This is a genomic window from Flagellimonas meishanensis (genome assembly GCF_019880545.1).
GTDB classification, from domain to species: domain Bacteria; phylum Bacteroidota; class Bacteroidia; order Flavobacteriales; family Flavobacteriaceae; genus Flagellimonas; species Flagellimonas meishanensis.
In genome coordinates this window covers 1226896-1249139 of the sequence record NZ_JAINVW010000003.1, presented here as the reverse complement: position 1 = coordinate 1249139, position 22244 = coordinate 1226896, and the positions used below count along the sequence as shown (strand labels likewise).

Below are 22244 nucleotides of genomic sequence, written 5' to 3'. Positions count from 1 at the left end.
AAACCTCATGAGAGCCCTATGTTGCGCGGTCTGCCTCACTTTCTTGTTTTTTGCTCCGCTAAAAGCCCAGAACTCACCAGATTGTAGAACAGCAATTCCCGTATGTGCCGATGCTCCCATTATGGGTACCACAGATGGCAGTGGGGATATTGATGATTTTGACCCTGAGGTGATCACACAATCCGGTTGTTTGGAAAAAGGTAGCGTAAGCTCGGCCAATTTGGAAAACAACACAGCATGGTATGTTTTCCGTGCTGGCACCGATGGCCAAATCGGATTTGATATTGAGGCACTACCCATCAATCCCGGTGGCATTGTTACCTCAGAATGGGACTTTGCCCTATATGGCCCTTTTGATCAAACTTCAGGACAGAATTTCTGTGGTATTGTGGGCGATGGTACAGCGCAGCCCATACGATGCAATTATGAGGTGAACGATACTAACTTTACGGGAATAGGAGTAAATCCTGTGGATGGAAGGGAAGGTGCCCCATTTGTTGTGGGAAGCCAGAACACCTATGATGAATGGTTGGATGTGACCGCCGGAGAGATTTATTACTTGTTCATCAACAACTACAACACCAATTTTGATGGAGATCCCGAGTCTTTCATCTTGACCTTTACCGGAACTTCCGTGGATGCGGACCAAAACACCGCTCTGGACTGTACCCTGCGGGATGAGTTTTTGGGCTTGGACATCATTGCGTGCGAAGGGGACCCAGATATTGTTTTAAGTGCTTTGAATTCCCCAGCAGGATCTGATATTGCCAATGTGGTGTGGACGGTGGATTACGATAATGACGGCACCATAGATGATACTTTGGTGGGAACAGGGCCTTTTGGCGCAGAGCTGACGGTTACAAGTCCTAATTCTGGACGATATTTTGTAGAAATCACCACCGCATCCGGAACCCCACCTACGGTGGTTGACAATGGTGGAATCCTGATCACTTTTTACGGTGTGCCGGAACTGGATGAGGTGCGCATTATAGATGATCTAGCCAATAGTGATCAGACCGACCCCTATAATATTGAAATTGTGCCTCTTGGTGATGGGGACTTGGAATATGCCATCAATGGGGGGGAGTTTCAGGATGACCCAATATTTCTTGACGTACCTCCCGGAATCAACACGGTGATAATCAATGATAAAAATGGCTGTGGTACTACCGCACCTATTGAATTTTTGGTCGTTGGTTACCCTAAATTCTTTACCCCAAACGGGGATAACATTAATGACAATTGGAACGTATTGGGCATAGAAACGCTGGATAATCCGGTAGTTTTCATTTTTGACCGTTTTGGGAAGTTGTTGAAGCAATTGAACGATGCTTCGGGATGGGATGGTACCTTCAATGGAAGGGATTTGCCCTCATCCGATTACTGGTTTCGATTGGATTACAATCGGGATGATAACGGCGTGTTCGTGGCACGATCCGTCCGTAGACACTTTTCACTGGTCCGTTAAACCAAAAAAGGCCGGAAAACCTTCCGACCTTTCTTTTCTCGATTTCAATTTTTTTAAAACTTGATGGTATAGCCCAAGGTTATATGGCTATTGATTTGATTGACCATGGCCGAGGAATTTATGCCAGAGTCAAAGAAGAAGGTGTTCACATCCTGCTCGGTCCTGCTGTATGCCAAGTCCAAACGGCTGCCTCCAAAACTATATCCTATGCCACCTGAAAATCCGCTAAGGGCACCTATGATGTCATCATTTTCATAAGGACTTTCCTCATACCGATAGCCCGCCCGAAGACTTACTTCATCAAATCGCATCTCACCACCTAAACGGTAGGTGTTCACTACACCCAATTGATTGGCGATGAAATCATTTTCTGAGGCAAAACTGGGATCGGCGGTAGGGCGCAATTCGGCTTGGGACATATCCTGATAACCATAATCAAAGCTCAACAGACCATCTTTTCCAAAAACGACTGCCACGCTTCCAGTTAGTTTTGCAGGAACTTTTATCCGATATTCCTCAAATAGGTTCACCACCCCAAAGTCGATGAAGTTGATGTCTGGAACGGCTAGGGAGGAATTGATCCTTTGCGAGGTATCGTCCGTAAGTTGATACCATGTTGGAGACTGATAGCTGCCCCCGACCCTTATATTGTCGTTCAATTTTGCGATGGCCCCCAGGCTGAATGAGAATCCATAACCTTCGGTACGCAGAAAATTGTCAAATGTTGTAAACTGCACGGGGGAATCCTGATCATATCCACTTTCGTCAAAGAATGTTATTTTATCATAAAATACGTTGTGGAAATTAAGGGAAGCGCCCAGATAGAGATTTTCTTGGTACTGTCCGGCAAAATTTAGGGTAAATCGGCTGTTATATCCGGTGGTGCTCTGCAAATATTCCTGATTTACGTTGCTGTATTGTGCATTGCTGAAATAGGAAGTATTGGCATCGACATCCTCAGTAGGTTCGATCAGCCCGGCCTGAAACCCCAGAAAGGCCTGTTGTGCGCCAAAACCAAGGGAAGCGCCTATATCCAAATAGGCATCTTCAATAAGTTCGCCCTGTTGCACCCTTAGTGGACCCAATTGCTGTCCCTGTGCAAAGTTTAGGAAGTAATTGTCGATACCCTGCGATGTATTTCCGCCGGCAAAGAACTCATTGTCGAAATTTTGGACCATATCATAATTGAACGCCAAGGCAATCTTTTTCCAATCACTGTTGTTGGATTTGAAGACAAGCACCCCGCCCACCTGGTTGAGTTCCAAAGAATTGATCTCGGTGTTTCGGAGGGTGTTTCCGAACAGGGCATCGTTGTTTCTATTATAGTTGGACCCTGATATGCTCAGCTCACTAAAATTGAAAACAGCGGAACCGGCGGGATTTACGTTAAGGGCGGATAAGTCACCTCCCAATGCGCCAAAGGCACCGCCCATGGCTTGATAACGTGCAGTTCCAATAATGTTTTCTGAGCTATATCGCAGTACATCGTCTATGGTCTGGGCACTTGCATAGAAGCATGCCAATATCATCATGAAAGTTGAGATTCTCTTCATTTTGTTCGATTTAGTATTACCTATGTTTTATGGGATCAGTGTCTACCTCCTCTTCCGCTTCTTCCTGAAGATGATCGTCCACCTGATGACCTGCCGCCTCCAGAGCTTCTGTAACTTCCAGAACCTCCAGAGCTTCGATAGCCGCTGCTACGAGAACTTCCAGAACTGCTTCTGTATGAGCCTGAGCTTCTAGAACTTCTGGAAGATCTACTATAATTACTGCTTCGTGGGGCGGATGACCTGGATGATTGGTAACTTCTGGTGCTTCTTCCCGATGAATTATAGTTGGGTGATGACCCTCTGTTTATGGTGCCATTCCTTTGATAGGTGCCACTCCTGCTACTGCGGTAAGTTCCCTGATTTCTGGAAGATGGTGAAGTTCCATACGAGCGGTAGTTTCCTGACCTATTGGTATAGGGCGAAACACGATTGCTTCTGCTTGTTCTGTAATTTCTGTTTCTGGCTATGGCGTCGGCACCTACCGATCTTCTGGCAGTGGTTCCGTTTCGATAGGTCTGTGAACTCCTTCCCAGGGCAGAACTTCTGCCCAAATTGGACCGTCCCCTGTTAGCCGCATATCTTGATGAGTATCCATTTGTCCTTGAAGCAAGGTTGGATCGTCCTCTCAGCGTTGTTCCGGGAATGATGTTGCCAGCATAGCCACGTCTACTTCTATTGAAGCCATAACGTCCGCCATAATAGCCTCCCCAACCCCAGTTGTTCCAACCCCAATTGTTCCAGCCCCAGCCCCAGCCAGGACCTCCCCAGCCCCAATTGTTCCAACCCCAGCCCCAACCAAGGCCACCGCCCCAGCCCCAGCGGTTCCATCTCCAGGGATTGTTCCAGCCCCAGCCCCAGCCGATGCCTCCCCAGCCCCAGCCGTTCCAAAGCCAAGGATCGTTCCAGCCCCAACCAAGGCCACCACCCCAGCCCCAGTTATCGTATACATTAATGGTAAGGTTGGTGGGGTTATCTCCCCAACCGGGATTTCCCAAATAGGTATTGTTATTGGCAAAATAATCGGTCTGTTCTCCAAATGGGATGCTGTCATTTTCAATAGCACTTGAGTAACTATCTATATCCGTGAATATCTCTTCATCCAAGATCTCACCGTATTCTGCAGCCTTTTGACCGAAATAATCCCCATAGAGATCACTTTCACGTTGTTCGACCCGAACGGCTTGTGGAGATTTTTTTTCAACACGAACCACAGGTTCCCGGCTTGAATAAATGCCATCGTCATCATAATAGGATGCTTGCTGGTATGATCCGCATGATGCCAATAGCAAAGCGGTGATTGAAACAGTGATTACCGTTAAAAACTTTGGGTGGGGTACAGACTTTATCATCTCACAATTTTTATTGTTGGACATATTAAAAATAATTAGTTTTACCCAATCATTTTCCTAACAAAGTCACAAGTTTTGTGCCAAACTACAGTAGATGAGTAAAAAATTAACAAGCAGAAGCGAGGATTATTCCAAATGGTATAATGAACTTGTTGTAAAATCAGATTTGGCCGAAAACTCTGGGGTCAGGGGCTGTATGGTCATCAAACCTTATGGCTTTGCCATTTGGGAAAAGATGCAGGCCCAATTGGATAAAATGTTCAAGGAAACAGGGCATGAGAATGCATACTTCCCGTTGTTCATCCCAAAATCCTACTTGAGCAAGGAAGCCAGCCACGTGGAAGGTTTTGCCAAGGAATGTGCCGTGGTCACACATTATAGGTTGAAAAATGCCGAGGACGGAAGTGGAATAATTGTTGACGAAGATGCCAAATTGGAGGAGGAGCTCATCGTTAGGCCGACATCGGAGACCATTATCTGGGATACCTATCGAAAATGGGTACAGTCCTATCGTGATCTTCCCATAATGATCAACCAATGGGCCAATGTGGTTCGATGGGAAATGCGTACCCGTTTGTTTTTGCGCACCGCTGAGTTTCTTTGGCAAGAGGGTCACACTGCCCATGCCACTAGGGAAGAGGCCGTGGAAGAGGCCGAGCAGATGATGCATGTGTATGCCGAGTTTGTTGAAGACTATATGGGAGTTCCTGTGATCAAAGGAACCAAAACGGAGAGTGAACGTTTTGCTGGAGCCGAGGAAACCTATTGCATAGAAGCTTTGATGCAGGACGGCAAAGCCTTGCAAGCAGGAACCTCGCACTTTTTGGGACAGAACTTTGCCAAGGCATTTGATGTTAAGTTTGCGACAAAGGAAGGTAATCAAGAGTATGTTTGGGCCACTTCGTGGGGGGTTTCCACCCGGCTTATGGGTGCTTTGGTCATGACCCATAGTGATGATAATGGACTTGTGCTACCTCCCAAATTGGCTCCGATACAGGTGGTCATAGTACCCATTTATAAAGGATTGGACCAGCTCGATGCCATTAGTGAAAAGGTGGAGCCTTTGGTAAAGGCACTGCGTTCCAAAGGAATATCCGTGAAATACGATAAACGGGACACCCATAAACCAGGCTTCAAGTTCAACGAGTATGAATTGAAGGGCGTGCCAGTGAGAATTGCCGTAGGCCAACGTGATCTTGAAAATGGGACTTTTGAGGTGGCCCGTAGGGATACATTGGAAAAAATGTCGATTAAGGCCGAGGATGTTGTAGTACGTATTGACGGCTTGTTGCATGAAATCCAGGAAAACATCTACAAAAAGGCCTTTGATTTTAGAAAAGCGCACATGACCAAGGTGGATTCTTATGATGAGTTCAAGCGGATCATTGAAGAAAAGGGCGGTTTTGTTTCAGCGCACTGGGATGGAACCAAAGAGACGGAGGACAGGATAAAGGAAGAGACAAAGGCCACCATACGCTGCATACCCTTCAACGAGGAAAAAGAGGAAGGGAAATGTATGGTAACGGGCAAACCATCCAATCAACGGGTACTGTTCGCCAAAGCCTATTAACAGGCCCAAAAAATAAAATTAACTGTTGCAAGACTTAAAAATAGTTGTATTTTTGCATCCGCAATTATGCAACCTTATGGCCCGTTCGTCTAGGGGTTAGGACGCCAGGTTTTCATCCTGGTAACAGGGGTTCGATTCCCCTACGGGCTACAAGTTGAAATATTGGATTAAGAGTGTTGGATTGTTTAATTAGTAATTCTAAATTCATCGTCCATATTTCAAAAAGGCCCGTTCGTCTAGGGGTTAGGACGCCAGGTTTTCATCCTGGTAACAGGGGTTCGATTCCCCTACGGGCTACTGAGGAAAATTGTAAATAAAAGTGAAAAATGAAAAACGGGCATGCCAATTTTCAGTTTTTCATTATCCATTTTAAACTAAAATAATGGCAAATCACAAGTCAGCATTAAAAAGAATCAGAAGGAACGAAGCGGTACGTTTGCGCAACAGATACCAGCACAAGACCGTTCGTAACGCCATCAAGAAGTTGAGAAACGAGGAGGACAAAAAGGCAGCTGAAGCTTTGTTGCCAACCGTTGTTGGCATGATCGATAAATTGGCCAAGAAGAACATCATCCATAACAACAAGGCTTCCAATTTGAAAAGCAAATTGATGAGCAAGGTTGCTGCTATGTAATATTATAGTACGATAAAATTTGAAGAGCGCCCGAATCTGGGCGCTTTTTTTGTTCTTGCAGGATATGTTTTAATGGGGTCGTCACCTAAATGCTTTCCGCTTGCCCATGAGCAGTCCAACGATAAAAAATGCGTACATCAGCATGATGAGCACCACCAATATGGAATGAAAACCATAAACGCTCCAAATGTCATACCTCACGTACCCCACCAACAGAACATAGGGTGCTGTTAGATAGAAGATTAGGGTGCCGATACTGACCCAATATAGCAGATTATACCGTTGTGGATAGGGGTTGGCCTCCTCCTTCTTTTCTTTTAGATAGAGAATAACACATATTAGCAGGACAACGGCCCCCACTATATCGGCATAATAAAGACCTGTATAAAAGGGATTTTGGTAGAACAGGCTAATTATATAACTCGCCAGCATCATTCCAACACCATATTTCACCCATTTCTTATAATGGACAGATTTTAGCGTTTTCCAATACACCCAGTAGAAGAAAAGAAAAGCTACCACTTGGTAGATGTTATAAATAATAATGTTGCGCCAGGAATACCTTTCATCCGAGAAGAATTGAAACTCTTCGTGGTATTTTATAAAATAACCCAATAGCTCCGTAAAAAATGTATAGGCAATGAAAACTGGAAAATACTTTAAAACCGTATCAAAGTATTTTCTATAGGTCGCTACCGATATAACCCAAGTCAACAGATAAAATGGGATGAAATAATGGTCCTTTAATATGGCATAAATCTCAGAGTCCATTATCATTAAAAATCACCCGGTGGGGGCGGGCTTGAGTTACCCCTGTTCAAATTGAGACTTTGACTGCCAGACTGTAATGTGGCCGAGGAAAAACTTGGGGCAAAACTGGCGTACGATTTCTGTCCCTCTCCATTGAGCAGGCCCATTCCTTGTTGCCCCACGGCATCCTTAATGAGTTTTGCCTTACCGTCCGCACCGATATAAAACCCAAAATCCTGCCCATCCACATTAATGGTAGGGACGATAAAAATGGAATTTTGTCTGGGATGTACAATTCTTTTCCCATCGGGAAATTTTTCCTTATTGGGATAGTTGGCAAAATACAAACGGAGCGACGAAATATCCACACCTGCCGAATCCGCTTCTTGCTCGATAAAGGCCAGATATTGTTTGATGGTAGCATAATCGAAGGCCGCAAAACGTGCGACCTCAAATTTTTCATCGTTGTTTTGCTCAAGCTCGAATTGTTGGATCAGTTCCGCCCGGTTCCGACTGTAGTTGTCGTAAAGGGATTTTGACTCTTCCAGCGAAATAATCTGTTCCGGGGCCTTTACCGGTTCTGGTTTTTCGGTTGTTCCCGGTTCATTGGTATCCGGCTTTTTTTGTGAGGGTTGGCATGCGCCCATCATAAGTAAAACGACGGCCAAGAAAAATGACGTCATGGTTCTGGTGTTTTTCATGTTGCAAGTGTTTTAAGGTTTGTTTGTGGGAAATCATTTTAAAGATATGTTTTTTCTCCAAAACAGGTCAACAAAAAACCCTTTATAAAGGATTATAAAGGGCTTTAAAAGATTTAGAAGTTCCTATTCATCATTGACTCATCGTCATAAGGAACTCTTCGTTGCTTTTTGTCTGTTTTATGCGTTGCTCCATAAATTCCATGGCCTCAATCGGATTCATGTCGGCCAAATATTTTCGCATGATCCACATACGCTGTATCGTGTTCTCATCCAAAAGCAGGTCGTCCCTTCTGGTGGATGAAGAAACTAGGTCGATGGCAGGGAAGATCCTACGGTTGGAAATTCTGCGATCCAATTGGAGTTCCATGTTGCCCGTACCCTTGAATTCCTCAAAGATTACCTCGTCCATTTTGGAGCCCGTTTCTGTTAATGCGGTTGCAATAATGGAAAGGGATCCACCATTTTCAATGTTTCGTGCCGCACCAAAAAAGCGTTTGGGCTTGTGCAGTGCATTGGCATCCACACCACCACTCAATACTTTTCCAGAGGCGGGCTGTACAGTGTTGTACGCCCTTGCCAAACGGGTAATGGAATCCAATAGGATTACCACATCGTGGCCACATTCCACCAAACGTTTGGCCTTGTCCAATACAATATTGGCGACCCTTACGTGCTCGGATGCTTCCTTGTCAAAAGTTGAGGCAACCACTTCACCACGCACATTGCGCTGCATGTCGGTGACCTCTTCAGGTCTTTCGTCGATCAACAGGATAATCTGATATACCTCGGGATGATTGGCAGCAATGGCATTGGCAATATCCTTGAGCAACATCGTCTTACCAGTTTTGGGCTGGGAAACAATCATGCCACGTTGGCCTTTTCCAATGGGCGAGAACAAATCGATTATTCTCGTGGAAATGGTACTCTGGCGCTCGGCCAATTTGAACTTTTCCTTGGGAAACAGTGGGGTCAAGTGTTCAAAAGAAACCCTGTCGCGAACCACTTGGGGGTCCAATCCATTGATTTTGTTCACTTTGATAAGCGGAAAATACTTTTCCCCTTCCTTGGGAGGTCTTATGTTGCCCAAAATAGTGTCTCCGGACTTAAGTCCAAAAAGCCTAATTTGTGATTGGGAAACATAGATGTCGTCTGGTGAGGATAGGTAATTGTAATCCGAAGAGCGGAGAAAGCCATAGCCATCCTGCATTATGTCAAGTACGCCCTCACTTTCTATGATACTGTCGAACTCATATTCGGGTTCCTTGTACCTATTTCTCAGATCCTTGTCAAAATTGCTGTTCTTTTTGTCGTGCCCAGTATTTTTTTGGCTGGGGTTGGTTCTTCTTTGATTGTTTTGGGGCTTTTGCTTAAAGTCCCTTTTGTTGGGTTGATGGTCAGTTTCCTCCTTTTTTTCCTCTACGATTTTATTCGATGGTCTTTCAGGGGTCTCTGGCTTTTCAGCCTTTATGTCCAAGTTTCTGGACCGTTTTGGTTTCGGTGTGCCGTTTTCTTGGGAATCGGAGGTTGTCTCTTTGATGATAGCTTTTGGGTTTGAGGCCTGGACATCCAATATTTGGTAGACCAGGTCCAATTTTTTCAGTGTTTTGAATTTGGGGACTTTGAGGTTTTTCGCAATTTCTTGCAACTCAGGAAGCTTTTTAGCTTTTAGATCTGAAATCTCGAACATTAAATAACGAATAAGTTAAACTTGTATAATCTGAATATTGAAGTAAAAAAGTTATTTGATAACTACTGGAGGAAAGATTTCCTTGGGTAAGAGCTTTACTAATAACGGCACAAGTATACAAATTATTTTTAAGGAACAAGGGCAGTTTTATCAAAAAAGACATCTATTTTTGCGTTTTAAATCAAATTGGTACAATGATTCAACGCATCCAAACGTTTTTTTTGGTGATTGTTGCGCTTTTGGCGGGTGTGCTTCCGTTTGTACTTTACATTTGGATAGATGCCGAAGGAGCAAGGATTTTTGCGGGAAACGAGCTTTGGATCAGTATCGCATTTTACGTCAGTGCAGCACTGGCTTTGATTTCGATTTTTTTGTACAAGAACAGACAAAATCAATTTGTGTTAAATAGATTGAACATCATATTGAACCTTTTTTTACTAGGATTTTTCGTTTACCGATCGCTAAGCTTATCCGGAGAAAATGTTATTTCTGAGAAGGGTATTGGGATGCTGATTCCTGTATTTTCTATCGTTTTTCTGGTCCTGGCCAACAGGGCCATCAAAAAGGATGAAGATCTTGTAAAATCTGTTGATCGCTTACGTTGAACCTAACATCTTAGTAGTATTAGTGCGAAGGAATCCCGGTTTAGGCCGGGATTTTTTGTTTATCGTTTACCAAGTTCAATGACTTCCAAATCGGATATTTTCTCCCCATTTATTACAAATCGGAGCATGGTCCGCACAGCATGGAACCCATGCTTTCCACAAGCCCCTGGGTTCATGTGCAGCAAATTCAATTTCTTATCGTTCATTACCTTCAAAATATGCGAATGCCCGCAAATGAAAAGTTTGGGCGGATGTTGCCTGATCTCATCCCTTACCCTAATGTTGTAACTTCCGGGATAGCCTCCGATATGGGTAATCCAGACATCCACCTGCTCACACATAAACCTGTTGTTTTCCGGAAACTCGCGTTGGATCATATGGTCATCAATATTCCCAAATACCGCACGTAACGGTTTTAGCCGTTTCAATTGATCTGTGACCTCTAAACTTCCGATGTCCCCAGCATGCCATATTTCGTCGGCCTGGGCGGCATATTTCAGGATGGTGGCATCCATGTGTCCATGGGTATCGGAAAGCAACAATACTCTGGTCATTACGCTAAAAATTTCCTAAAAAAACAGCGGTACCCAACAAATGGATAGGATTGGATTATCTTTAAGACCTTAAAAGTAAGGGATTCGTTTGAGATATTTTATCCGATTTTCCTATTTCGGCAAGGCCTATCACGGCTGGCAAAAGCAACCCAATGCCACTACGGTTCAAGAGACATTGGAAAATGCATTGTCAACCTTGCTTCGCCACCCCATTGAGGTTGTGGGAGCAGGAAGGACGGATACCGGGGTGCATGCAAAGGAAATGTTTGCCCATTTTGATTTCGAAGCCCTTGCCGATATCCAGGATTTGGCACATAGGCTCAATGCCTTTCTTCCAGAAGACATTGCAGTTCAGGACATCTTTAAGGTAAAACCCGATGCCCATGCACGCTTTGATGCTATAGAACGAACCTACGAATATTGGGTGGTCCAACATAAAAATCCCTTTCATTGGGATTTTGCGCATTTGGTGAGACAAGATTTGAACCTTGACCACATGAACAAAGCGGCCTCCTTACTTATGGAGCATTCCGATTTTGAATGCTTTTCAAAGTCCAATACAGATGTAAAAACCTTCAATTGTGAGGTGCGGGGCGCTTTCTGGAAATGGGAAGGGGAACGTTTGGTGTTTACCATAACCGCGGACCGTTTTTTGCGCAACATGGTCAGGGCCATTGTGGGTACATTGCTTGATATTGGCACGGGCAAAATGGAGCCGAACATCATGAAAGAAATAATTGCAAGCAAAAGCAGGAGCGAGGCAGGGGTTTCCGTCCCTGCAAAAGGATTATATTTGACCAAGGTTTTATACCCAAAAGAACTAGTGGATGAACAAGAAAGATGAGATAGGCAAAGCATTCGATTTTGGTCTTTTTAAAAGGGTTTTTGCCCATACACGACCTTACCGGGTCATTTTTTGGGTTGTTGCGGTGGCCGCGATACTTTCTGCCGCCTTTGCCGTGGAAATCCCCAATCTTGTCCGAAGGATCATCAATGAAGCGTTGGAGAATAAGGACAGTCAAACCCTTCTCACCCTTATTTTGATGATGCTGGGGGTGCTTTTTGGTCAGGTCATTACCCAATTATCCTTCAATTATTTCGCGAATCTGTTGGGAGAATCGGTGATCAAGGATATCCGAATACGGCTTTTCAAGAAAATGATAAGTTTTAAAATGGCCTATTTTGATAAATCCTCCATTGGGGTTTTGGTCACCAGGGCAGTTGCAGATATGCAGCGCATTGGTGAGATTTTCAGCCAGGGCTTTTTTATGATAGTGGCCGATGTGCTGAAAATGTTGCTCGCCGCCGCCATCATGTTGTATACCAGCTGGAAATTGGCCCTGATCGTTTTTGCCATTTTACCTGTTATCCTAGTGGCCACAAGGCTGTTCCAACAGGCCATGAAAGTGGCCTTTATTGAAGTGCGGACCCAGGTGGCCAATCTCAATAGCTTTGTCCAGGAACGCATTGCCGGAATGAAGATTGTACAATTGTTCAATAGGGAAGAGATAGAAAAGGAAAAGTTCCGGATTATTAATGAAAAACATCAAAATGCATGGTTGAAAACCGTATGGTACAACTCCATATTCTTTCCCGTGGCCGAGATTTCCTACTCCATTGGTATTGGTTTGGTGGTCTATTTTGGCGTCATCCAGAATATTGAGAATGTAGGGCTAAACGATACCGGTTCCATTTTTGCCTTTTTCTTTTTGATGGATCTCCTTTTTAGGCCCTTGCGGCAGATTGCGGATAAGTTCAATACCCTTCAGATGGGAATGGTGGCGGCCAACAGGGTTTTCAAGATTTTGGATACCGATAGCCATATCGAGGACACGGGCAAAATGGAAAAGGAAGACGTAAAGGGAGATATCGAGTTCAAGGATGTACGCTTTGGTTATATGCCGGATGAAGAAGTGCTACATGGCATATCGTTTCAGGTAAAAGCCGGGGAAACCGTTGCCATTGTCGGTGCCACCGGAGCGGGCAAATCCACGATCATCAACCTGCTCAATCGTTTTTATGAGATAAATTCCGGCGAAATCTTGATTGATGGATACCGTATCCAGGACTATACCCTAAAATCGCTTCGCTCTCACATTGCCATCGTGCTTCAGGATGTATTTTTGTTTGCAGATTCCATTGCAAACAATATTTCACTTCGTGATGACTCGGTGACCATTGAGGAAATAGAGCAGGCAGCAAAGCAGATCGGGGTCCATGAGTTCATATCGAGTCTGCCGGAAGGCTACCAATACAATGTAAAGGAACGGGGCAGCATGCTATCCAGTGGGCAACGACAGCTCATTGCCTTTTTAAGGGCCTACGTGAGCAATCCCAGTATTTTAGTCTTGGACGAGGCCACTTCCTCCGTGGACACCTATTCCGAACAGCTCATCCAACAGGCCACTGACAAGGTCACCGAGGGAAGGACATCCATAATCATTGCCCACCGACTGGCCACCATCAAAAAAGCGGACAAGATAATCGTGATGGATGAGGGACGGATTGTGGAAATGGGCACCCACAAGGAGCTGTTGGCCAAAGGAGGGTATTACAATGATCTATACGAAGCCCAATTCTTGGCTGAGGAAGTGGCTTGACCCTAACTTTTTGGCCTAAAATCTTCAATGCTCATGTGTCCTGTTATGAGGCTTAATATCACAATGAGTACGCCCATGGCAAGCATAACCACGGCAAACAGAAAAAGATATACCAATCCTCGAACCAATGTGGACCAAATATTCGTGCGGTAAATTTTTTGAAGGACAATAAACTGGTATCCCACGGTCAACACTAAAAAACCCCAATTGAAAATGTCGTACGGAACATCAAAAAGACCGAACAAGGGCATACAAACCAAAAACTGTATAAACGATAGGTGGCCGACCAAATAAGCATTGGCGATTAGATGTTCCGTATAATTGAGTTTTTTTTGATCCAAGAACACGACCCAGGTCATCAATGCATAAATCGGCATTAGTAAGTATGCAAGTAGCCCTTGATAATCAAATACATAGTCCATCTGGGATGTCTGTACATCCGAGAAGCTGCTCTCCGTAAGATTTACATGGTATACATTCCTTAACACAAAAAACAGGATACCCGAAAGCGTAATCGCTATGGCAAAATAGCTTACGGGGTTCATGTACTTTTTCCGTATTCCTGAAACATAGCTCTCAATGACCACATGGGGCCGCGAAAACATATGCCTGAAAGTCTTCAGGAAGGTATTGTCCAAATTGAAGAGCTGGAAACTTACATCTTGCCAAACATGCTTTAATGTCAATCTGTTTCGGATGATTTTTGCGCCGCAGCTGGGGCAATAGGAAAAATCGGAACGTAGGCTTGATCTACAATTTCCGCAGTCCATCATTCCAAATCTTTTTTGATTCGTGCGATCAGTTCTTTGGTGCTCTTAAAAGGAATGAACTCCCCATTTTTGATGTAGGTAATGGTCCCGGTTTCCTCGCTGACCACCAAGCAGAGGGCATCCGTCTTTTCACTGATGCCAACTGCTGCCCGATGCCTCAAACCAAATCGCAGCGGAATGCTCCGGTCGTTGGAAACTGGCAATATGACCCTCGTGGCCGTTATAAAATTATCCTGGATGACCGCGGCGCCATCATGCAATGGGCTGTTCTTGAAGAAGATACTTTCCAAAATGGGCTGGGTAATCTCTATGTTCATGGCATCCCCGGTGGATTTGATGAAGTCGAGGGAATTGGTTCTTTCCATCACAATCAATGCCCCTGTTTTTGTCACGCCCATGCGTTCACAGGCCGACACGATAGCCTCCACGTTCATGTCGGTGGGCATGGCCTCCTGTTTCAAAAACTTAAAATGCCGAATAAAATTACGCTTCGAGGCAAAATTGGTGGAACCGATCATCAACAGAAACTTTCGGATTTCCTGTTGAAAAACGATGATGAGCGCAATTAGGCCAATGTTCATAAAACCGCCCACCATACTACTGATCATCCGCATCTGAAGCAGCTCGGTAAGTTTCCACAGCGCCCAAACAATAACGATGCCGATGAAGATGTTTATGGCAACGGTGCCCTTGACCAGTTTGTATACATAATAGAGCATTGCGGCCACCAGCACAATGTCAATGACATCTGTGATCTTAAACTCAAGGAAATTTAGAAAATCCAACCGCAGTGTTTTTGTAAAATTAGCAAAAATAGCACAACAAAAAATTAGAGGGCATTTGCCTTTAAAGTTTCCACCAGCGCAATGCATTCCGCTGCCTCTTTCACATCGTGTGCCCTAAGTATATTGGCCCCTTTCAACAAGGCCACGGTATGCAATGCCGTGGTTCCGTTGAGTGCTTCTTGTGGGGAGGATTGCAAAATTTTATAGATCATTGATTTTCTGCTTAACCCAATCAAAATGGGCACCTCCAGACTTTGAAACATATCCAGGTGGTTCAGGAGTGTATAATTCTGAGCAGTGGTCTTGGCAAAACCAAAACCGGGATCGATGATCACATCGTTTATTCTCTTTGAGGTGGCCTCGTGCATTTTTTGGGAAAAGTAGAACAACAGGTCCTTGATCAGATTATCGTAATGGGCCTCTTTTTGCATGGATTGGGGAGTGCCTTTCAAATGCATCATGATATAGGGGACTTGAAATTGGGCTACGGTATCGAACATTTTCGGATCCAGATTTCCCGCCGAGATGTCGTTGATCATGGCAGCACCCCGCTCCAAACATGCTGAAGCCAGTTTGCTTCGAAACGTATCGATGGAAATCAGTGCAGTGGGAAAATTATCCAGGATCAATTCCACAATCGGCAGCATCCTTTTCATTTCAGTGGCTTCGGGAATATGTTCGGCACCGGGTCGGGAACTATAGGCACCCATATCAATAAAGGTAGCGCCATCCTTGATCATTTTTTCAACCTGGGACAGGATGGAAGCTTCGTTCTTGTATTTTCCACCGTCGTAAAACGAATCCGGGGTAAGATTAAGAATGCCCATTACTTTTGGGGTACTCAGGTCTATCAGTTCACCTTTGCAGTTTAAGGTCATAAAAAATACCAGCTTTGTTGTGTTTGTTTATCTTTGGCACGGTGCTTTTGTGCACCCCATATTGACGAAATTTACGCAAATTAGATAGAATACATGCAGCAGACCTCCCAACAATATGATGCCGTTATCCATACCTGTAGGGAATTGTTTTTAAAGAAGGCCCACGACTATGGAACCGCTTGGCGCATTTTGAGATTGCCATCCCTTACCGATCAAATCTTCATCAAGGCACAGCGGATCAGAAGTCTCCAGCAAAACGAGGTTCGAAAGGTGGATGAGGGCGAGCAATCGGAGTTCATTGGGATTATCAATTATGCAATCATGGCGCTGATACAATTGAAAATGGGCGTTGTGGAACAGCCTGATTTAACGGCAGATGAAGCTGTCTTTTTGTATGATGCGGAAGTGGCAATTACCAAAAAGTTGATGGAGGACAAAAACCATGACTATGGCGAAGCTTGGCGCGATATGCGGATAAGTTCCCTTACCGATTTGATCCTGCAGAAGTTATTGCGCGTAAAACAGATAGAGGACAACCAGGGGGCTACTTTGGTGAGCGAGGGCATCGATGCCAATTATCAGGATATTGTGAACTATGCCGTTTTTGCGATGATCCATTTAAATGAACAATCATGAAATACTTGGTTTGGACTTCCCGGATAGTGGTCGGGGCTTTATTTATCATAAGCGGTCTCATCAAATTGAACGATCCAGTTGGATTTTCCTTCAAACTGGAAGAATATTTTAGCCAAGGAGTACTTGATTTGCCTTTTTTGATGCCACTGGCTCTGGCCATATCCATTTTTGTGGTCATTGTTGAGGTGATTTTGGGTGTTTTGCTACTTATTGGTTTTAAACCCAGGTTCACCGTGTGGAGCCTGTTGCTCATGATTGTATTTTTTACGTTCCTTACCTTCTATTCTGCCTATTTCAACAAGGTAACGGACTGTGGCTGTTTTGGTGACGCGGTAAAGCTTACACCATGGGAGTCGTTTACCAAGGACGTGATTCTTTTGATCTTGATTCTGGTGTTATTTTTCGGCAGACGGTTCATTACCCCTTTGTTTTCCTCCAAAGCCAATTGGATGGTAGGCACAGTTTCGTTGCTGCTGTGTGCGTTGTTTGCCAACCATGTGTTGAACCATTTGCCCACTGTGGATTTCAGACCCTATAAAATTGGTGCCAACATTCAACAGGGCATGACCGTTCCCGATGATGCACCGCAGCCCCTATACGAATATGCTTGGAGGTTCAAGGTTGATGGAAAAGATAAGGTTGTCGTGACCAATGGGGAATATCCATCAGTGGATGGTGAGTTCATCGATGTGGAGACCACGGAGGTCCAAAAAGGATACGAACCCCCCATTCACGATTTTACCATTGAAAGGGAAGGACAGGACTATGCTTCTGAACTTTTGGAAGAGGAAAAGCTGGTCATGGTGGTGGCCTACGATCTTTTCAAGAGCAATCAGGTAAGTTTTGAACAGATTCAACAGCTGACATCCAAAGCCATTGAAAAAGGATACAAAGTGATAGGCATGTCTGCATCAAGTAATGAGCTAAAGGAAAACATTGTCAAAAAGTACAATCTTGATTTTGAGTTTTACTTCACGGATGAGACAACCTTAAAAACGATTGTGCGCTCCAATCCAGCGGTGCTGGTTTTGGAACGGGGAACCATCCGCCAAAAAGTGCACTACAACGACCTTGACGAACTAAAATTTTGAAACGAAAGAAGAAAACCAACATTATGAGAACCAAAATAGTTGCAGGAAACTGGAAAATGAACAAAAATCTGGAAGAAACGGAAGCATTGCTTTCAGAACTTTCGGCAAAAATACCCGATACCGATGCCCATGTGATCGTGGCCCCAACCTTTGTGAACCTCGAAGCGGCAAAAAGGGCATTGGAAGCTTCAACCATAGAAGTGGCCGCACAGAACATGCATTTTGCGGAGAATGGTGCCTACACCGGTGAAATTTCGGCCGATATGCTGATGAATATTGGTGTGGACACGGTCATTATTGGCCACTCGGAAAGACGCTCTTACTTTGGGGAAACCGATGATTTTTTGGCCAAAAAAGTAAAGACTGCGGTGGACAAACAGATGAAGGTCATCTTTTGCTTTGGGGAGGAACTGGAAGAACGAAAATCCAACAATCATTTTTCCGTAGTGGAAAGCCAGTTAAAGAATGGACTTTTTCATTTGGATGCCAAAGCCTGGAAGCATATTGTATTGGCCTACGAACCTGTTTGGGCCATAGGCACGGGTGAAACAGCAAGTCCAGAACAGGCGCAGGAAATGCATGCATTTATCAGAAACACCATTGCCAAGGCGTATAACACATCCGTTGCAAATGCGGTTTCAATACTATACGGAGGAAGCGTAAAACCAAGCAATGCCACCGAAATTTTCTCCAAGCCCGATGTAGATGGCGGCCTTATTGGTGGTGCATCCTTAAATTCTGATGATTTTGTTGCCATTGTCAAGGCCATCTAAACCATTTTACGGTTGATTTATATTGAGTATAGTTTTACGATTGAACCGCCCCAACCCGCCACTGATATTTTGATTGCGGAATTGGGCGAAGTCGGTTTTGAAAGTTTTGTGGAGACTGAAACGGGCCTTTTGGCCTATATCCAGGAAAGGGATTGGAAGGAGACCATTCTGAATAACATCTCCATTTTGGACCATCCAGACATTGATTTTGCTTGGTCGCACACTAAAATTCAGCAGCAAAACTGGAATGCCGAATGGGAAAAGAATTTCCGGCCCATTAAGGTAGGGAGCCGATGTATGGTAAGGGCGCCCTTTCACCCCACCGAGGATATTGAATACGACATCGTCATAGAACCCAAAATGAGTTTTGGCACGGGACATCATGAAACTACCCACATGATGCTGCAGCATATTTTGGATACGGATTTTGCTGGAAAATCTGTCCTGGACATGGGTTGTGGCACAGGTGTTCTAGCTATTCTGGCCAAAATGAAGGGAGCAACTTCCGTCCATGCCATCGATGTGGATGAATGGTGCTTTTTGAATACCCAAGAAAATATTGAAAGAAATGGCTGCAATGACATTGTGGTGGCTATAGGGGACAAGAAAGTGTTGGCAGGGAAAAATTACGACGTGATCCTGGCGAACATCAACCGAAACATATTGTTGGAGGACATTCCTACCTATGCCCAAAGCTTGAATCCAGGCGGCATACTTTTTTTAAGTGGGTTTTATTTGGAAGATTTGGATGCAATTTCCTCAAAATGTGCCACCTGCGGTTTGGAATATGAAAAAAAATTAGAAAAGAACAATTGGGTTTCCGCAAAATATGTAAATTGAAAATGTAAAATCCAAAACCATGGGACTCAAGGAAAAAGGCCTGGAAGAACTTCTTTTGGAAGAAGAGACGACAAAGCAAAACGAGATTATACTTTTTAATGATGATGTGAATACCTTCGACCATGTCATCTCCACTTTGATCGATGTTTGCGACCATACACCCGAACAAGCTGAGCAATGTTCGTTGATTGTTCATTATAATGGTAAATGCACCGTCAAAACAGGTGAATACTCATTTCTAAAACCCAGGTGTACCAAATTGTTGCAGGCAGGTCTGAGCGCGGAGATTATTTAGTTCCCCGCAAGTATTCCCATAGTTGTATTTTCTGGCACATCTTGCAATTGCCAAAGGCAAACCGACCAACTTGGGTCTAACAAATTCTTTACTGCTTCTTTGATGGGTCATCAATCATTTGCCTTAATTTTGCATGGCAACTCCAAACACTGCGTCTAATCAACAATACCCCCGGCAATGGGCGAATTCTTCAAAGCTGAGCTAAAAGACCGTTTTCTGGAATATGCCCTGGAGCGAAGGGACTATTTTGAAGTTCAGACCCTGTACGACGAATTCCTAAGACCCAACTACGACCTTCAATATGTTCAAAAGCTGATAAAGGAAATTCAGCACTACGATCCGCAACTGTTGGATATCATGGGGGGCAATGGACAGGAGATGTTCATGCTTGCTTCAACGCCAATAACCCAGGATTTTCTGGACGATGGGGGTTTCATGGAAATGTACGTAAAGGAGGAGGAAAAATGGGATACATTCCTGGACCAGCTCTCCAGCAACCGCAAGCTCTCCAAAGATGAAAAGCAACTGCTCAAAAAAAATGTGCCTGAGGCAAAAAGAGAAAAGACCCTCCTCATCCTTTTGATTTCAGCCATCGGTATCAGTTTTTTGTTCACCGTGTTCAGTATTTTCAAGACGGCATTGTTCGAACCTGACTACGTGCCCATGGATGAGTATCAACGTAAAATGGAGCAGCTTCAATTGCAATCCATCAACGAAAACCAAGAACTGAAGAGACAATTGCAGCAGCAACAAAGAATTTTGGATTCATTGAAACGAAGCCATCGACCCTAGTGAACAAGTTTGTTGAAATCTACTGACCATTCTTTTTTACAAAAAAATCATTCTGATTAATTTACATACCTTTAAAGAGGTTGTGACTTGCATCCATAGCGGCATTATGGTCAAGTAAAAGAGTGTTCTCAAGCGAAAACACAGTGACGGATCAAGCAAAACCAGATTTGAACACTGTCAGTACTACACTATGCAGATAATAGAGAACACAAAAGTTTACGATGTCATTATTGTAGGTTCGGGAGCCGGCGGAGGCATGGCCACCAAAGTCTTGGCCGATGCGGGATTAAAGGTCGCAGTGGTGGAGGCAGGTCCTTTTTTTGACCCTGCAGACCCAACGCAACAGACACAGTTAAAATGGCCCTGGGAAAGTCCGAGAAGGGGGGCACCTACGGTGAGGCCATTTGGTGATTTTGATGCGGCCTACGGCGGATGGGAAATAGAGGGAGAACCATACACCCACAAGGATGGGACCAAGTTTGATTGGTTTAGGTCGCACATGCTCGGCGGCCGGACCAACCATTGGGGGCGAATTTCGTTGCGTTTTGGCCCACTGGATTTCAAGCATAAAGACGTGGATGGATATGGCGAGAACTGGCCCATTGGTTATGAAGATGTCAAACCCTACTACGACAAAGTGGACAAACTTATCGGGGTTTTTGGCACCAATGAACGATTGCCCAATGACCCGGACGGTTTCTTTTTGCCACCTCCAAAGCCACGCCTACATGAATTGTTCTATATAAAAGGGGCAAGAAAGAGCAATATACCCGTTTATCCATCCCGAATGTCCATGCTTACCAAGCGCATCAATAATGAACGTGGCGTTTGTTTTTACTGTGGACAGTGCAGTAGGGCATGTCAGGTATATGCCGATTTTTCTGCAGGAACCTGTTTGATATTTCCAGCGCAGAAAAATGGTGGCCAAGTAGATCTCTTTGTCAATTGTGTGGTGCGCGAGGTGACCACAGATGGTGAGGGAAGGGCCACGGGTGTTTCCTATATCAATAAGGAGGACAGAAAAGAATACAAACTAAAAAGCAGGGTGGTCGTGCTGAGCGCATCAGCTTGCAGCACCGCAAGAATACTGTTGAATTCCAAGAGCGCACAACATCCCAACGGACTGGGCAATAACAGTGATCATGTTGGTAAGTACCTGCACGACTCAACCGGGGGCGATCGCGTTGGCTTTATTCCCGACCTCATGAACCGCAAGGTATCCTACAATGAAGATGGGGTGGGAGGAATGCATGTATATTCCCCATGGTGGGGAGATAATTCCAAACTGGATTTCCCGAGAGGCTACCACATTGAGGTTTGGGGAGGAATGGGAATGCCCAGCTATGGGTTTGGATTCAATGTGAATGAATTCAATCAGTTCTTTGGAACAAAAGTCGGAGGCTATGGTGACGTGCTCCGTAGTGATGTTAAAAAATACTACGGTGCTTTGATTGGTGTGAGCGGAAGGGGAGAATCCATAGCCCTCAAAGAAAATTATTGTGAAATAGACCCATCAACGGTCGACCAGTGGGGAATACCTGTACTTCGATTTCACTACAAATGGTCCGATATGGAACGAAACCAGGCGAAACACATGCAGGAAACCTTTGCTGAAATCATCCATAACATGGGAGGGACACCTTTGGGCACCATGCCGGGCAAGGATGAGGATTATGGATTGAAGGCCCCAGGGCGAATAATCCATGAGGTAGGAACAACCAGGATGGGAAATGACCCCAGAACCTCGGTCACAAATAAGTTCCAACAGCTCCACGATGTGGACAATGTTTTTGTGGTGGATGCCGGGCCCTTTGTTTCCCAAGCGGACAAGAACTGTACCTGGACTATTTTGGCGCTTTCATGGAGGGCATCGGACTATATCGTGGATCAATTGAAAAAACAGAATCTTTAGC

Annotated in this window: 22 protein-coding genes and 2 tRNA genes; 15 read left to right on the top strand and 9 right to left on the bottom strand. The window is 44.5% G+C overall.

Translation table 11 applies throughout. The annotated features are described in order from the left end of the window. Positions 1–7 precede the first annotated feature (7 nt). Complete coding sequence (locus tag K7G75_RS13710; protein ID WP_222984804.1) at positions 8–1468, top strand: T9SS type B sorting domain-containing protein; 1461 nt, start codon at positions 8–10, stop codon at positions 1466–1468. 53 nt (positions 1469–1521) lie between these two features. Here the strand turns inward: K7G75_RS13710 and K7G75_RS13705 are convergent, their stop codons facing one another. After that, the gene (locus tag K7G75_RS13705; protein WP_222984803.1) at positions 1522–3021 is read right to left on the bottom strand and encodes an OmpP1/FadL family transporter; all 1500 of its coding nucleotides are present in this window, start codon (positions 3019–3021) and stop codon (positions 1522–1524) included. A gap of 35 nt (positions 3022–3056) precedes the next feature. Beyond that, positions 3057–4370: a hypothetical protein gene (locus tag K7G75_RS13700; RefSeq protein ID WP_222984802.1), complete on the bottom strand. Its 1314-nt coding sequence runs from the start codon at positions 4368–4370 to the stop codon at positions 3057–3059. 94 nt (positions 4371–4464) lie between these two features. Here K7G75_RS13700 and proS point away from each other — a divergent pair, with 94 nt between their 5' ends. From proS to rpsT, 4 genes are all read left to right on the top strand, one after another. Further along, positions 4465–5940 carry a proline--tRNA ligase gene (gene proS, locus K7G75_RS13695; RefSeq protein ID WP_222984801.1) on the top strand — a complete coding sequence of 492 codons (1476 nt, stop codon included), beginning with the start codon at positions 4465–4467 and terminating at the stop codon, positions 5938–5940. 78 nt (positions 5941–6018) lie between these two features. Then, positions 6019–6090 (top strand) — tRNA-Glu (locus tag K7G75_RS13690). Between the two features lie 75 nt (positions 6091–6165). Then, a tRNA-Glu gene (locus tag K7G75_RS13685) sits at positions 6166–6237 on the top strand. An 85-nt stretch (positions 6238–6322) separates the two neighbouring features. Then, positions 6323–6574, top strand: a complete 252-nt coding sequence (rpsT, locus tag K7G75_RS13680; protein ID WP_222984800.1) for a 30S ribosomal protein S20 — start codon at positions 6323–6325, stop codon at positions 6572–6574. An 81-nt stretch (positions 6575–6655) separates the two neighbouring features. Here the strand turns inward: rpsT and K7G75_RS13675 are convergent, their stop codons facing one another. The 3 genes from K7G75_RS13675 to rho all read right to left on the bottom strand — a co-directional run bounded on the left by K7G75_RS13675 (position 6656) and on the right by rho (position 9712). Further along, positions 6656–7345 (bottom strand): hypothetical protein, encoded by a 690-nt coding sequence (locus K7G75_RS13675; protein ID WP_222984799.1) that lies wholly within the window; start codon positions 7343–7345, stop codon positions 6656–6658. 5 nt (positions 7346–7350) lie between these two features. Continuing rightward, positions 7351–8025 (bottom strand): hypothetical protein, encoded by a 675-nt coding sequence (locus K7G75_RS13670; RefSeq protein WP_222984798.1) that lies wholly within the window; start codon positions 8023–8025, stop codon positions 7351–7353. Between the two features lie 130 nt (positions 8026–8155). Further along, on the bottom strand, positions 8156–9712 hold the full coding sequence (gene rho / locus K7G75_RS13665; protein WP_222984797.1) for a transcription termination factor Rho: 1557 nt from the start codon (positions 9710–9712) through the stop codon (positions 8156–8158). A gap of 194 nt (positions 9713–9906) precedes the next feature. On the opposite strand from rho, the gene K7G75_RS13660 reads away from it, so the two are divergent. After that, positions 9907–10317, top strand: a complete 411-nt coding sequence (locus K7G75_RS13660; RefSeq protein ID WP_222984796.1) for a DUF4293 domain-containing protein — start codon at positions 9907–9909, stop codon at positions 10315–10317. A gap of 59 nt (positions 10318–10376) precedes the next feature. Here K7G75_RS13660 and K7G75_RS13655 read toward each other — a convergent pair whose 3' ends face one another. Then, complete coding sequence (locus K7G75_RS13655) at positions 10377–10871, bottom strand: metallophosphoesterase family protein (RefSeq protein ID WP_222984795.1); 495 nt, start codon at positions 10869–10871, stop codon at positions 10377–10379. 88 nt (positions 10872–10959) lie between these two features. Between K7G75_RS13655 and truA the strand changes: the two genes are divergently transcribed. Together truA and K7G75_RS13645 are read left to right on the top strand one after the other, a co-directional pair. Beyond that, a complete protein-coding gene (gene truA / locus K7G75_RS13650; protein ID WP_222984794.1) occupies positions 10960–11715 on the top strand; it encodes a tRNA pseudouridine(38-40) synthase TruA in 756 nt (251 codons plus the stop codon). Next, positions 11699–13471, top strand: coding sequence for an ABC transporter ATP-binding protein (locus K7G75_RS13645; RefSeq protein ID WP_222984793.1), 1773 nt, complete (start codon positions 11699–11701; stop codon positions 13469–13471). Before truA ends, K7G75_RS13645 begins: the two co-directional genes overlap by 17 nt. A 2-nt stretch (positions 13472–13473) precedes the next feature. Here K7G75_RS13645 and K7G75_RS13640 read toward each other — a convergent pair whose 3' ends face one another. Genes K7G75_RS13640 through folP form a run of 3 tightly spaced genes read right to left on the bottom strand, consistent with a single transcriptional unit; the run spans position 13474 to position 15904 of the window. After that, on the bottom strand, positions 13474–14244 hold the full coding sequence (locus K7G75_RS13640) for a DUF3667 domain-containing protein (RefSeq protein ID WP_222984792.1): 771 nt from the start codon (positions 14242–14244) through the stop codon (positions 13474–13476). After that, positions 14241–15026, bottom strand: a complete 786-nt coding sequence (cdaA, locus tag K7G75_RS13635) for a diadenylate cyclase CdaA (protein ID WP_222984791.1) — start codon at positions 15024–15026, stop codon at positions 14241–14243. The genes K7G75_RS13640 and cdaA overlap by 4 nt, the downstream gene beginning before the upstream one ends. A gap of 44 nt (positions 15027–15070) precedes the next feature. Beyond that, positions 15071–15904 carry a dihydropteroate synthase gene (folP, locus tag K7G75_RS13630; protein WP_222984790.1) on the bottom strand — a complete coding sequence of 278 codons (834 nt, stop codon included), beginning with the start codon at positions 15902–15904 and terminating at the stop codon, positions 15071–15073. A gap of 93 nt (positions 15905–15997) precedes the next feature. Here folP and K7G75_RS13625 point away from each other — a divergent pair, with 93 nt between their 5' ends. From K7G75_RS13625 to K7G75_RS13595, 7 genes are all read left to right on the top strand, one after another. After that, positions 15998–16540 carry a DUF1599 domain-containing protein gene (locus tag K7G75_RS13625; protein ID WP_222984789.1) on the top strand — a complete coding sequence of 181 codons (543 nt, stop codon included), beginning with the start codon at positions 15998–16000 and terminating at the stop codon, positions 16538–16540. Further along, positions 16537–17631: a BT_3928 family protein gene (locus K7G75_RS13620; protein WP_222984788.1), complete on the top strand. Its 1095-nt coding sequence runs from the start codon at positions 16537–16539 to the stop codon at positions 17629–17631. Before K7G75_RS13625 ends, K7G75_RS13620 begins: the two co-directional genes overlap by 4 nt. 23 nt (positions 17632–17654) lie before the next feature. Further along, a complete protein-coding gene (gene tpiA / locus K7G75_RS13615; protein WP_222984787.1) occupies positions 17655–18404 on the top strand; it encodes a triose-phosphate isomerase in 750 nt (249 codons plus the stop codon). Between the two features lie 12 nt (positions 18405–18416). Next, a complete protein-coding gene (gene prmA, locus K7G75_RS13610) occupies positions 18417–19244 on the top strand; it encodes a 50S ribosomal protein L11 methyltransferase (protein WP_262420349.1) in 828 nt (275 codons plus the stop codon). Between the two features lie 19 nt (positions 19245–19263). Continuing rightward, complete coding sequence (locus tag K7G75_RS13605) at positions 19264–19539, top strand: ATP-dependent Clp protease adaptor ClpS (protein WP_222984786.1); 276 nt, start codon at positions 19264–19266, stop codon at positions 19537–19539. A gap of 177 nt (positions 19540–19716) precedes the next feature. Continuing rightward, positions 19717–20331, top strand: coding sequence for a hypothetical protein (locus K7G75_RS13600; protein WP_222984785.1), 615 nt, complete (start codon positions 19717–19719; stop codon positions 20329–20331). Positions 20332–20521: 190 nt separating this feature from the next. Further along, on the top strand, positions 20522–22243 hold the full coding sequence (locus K7G75_RS13595) for a GMC family oxidoreductase (RefSeq protein WP_222984784.1): 1722 nt from the start codon (positions 20522–20524) through the stop codon (positions 22241–22243). Position 22244 lies beyond the last annotated feature (1 nt).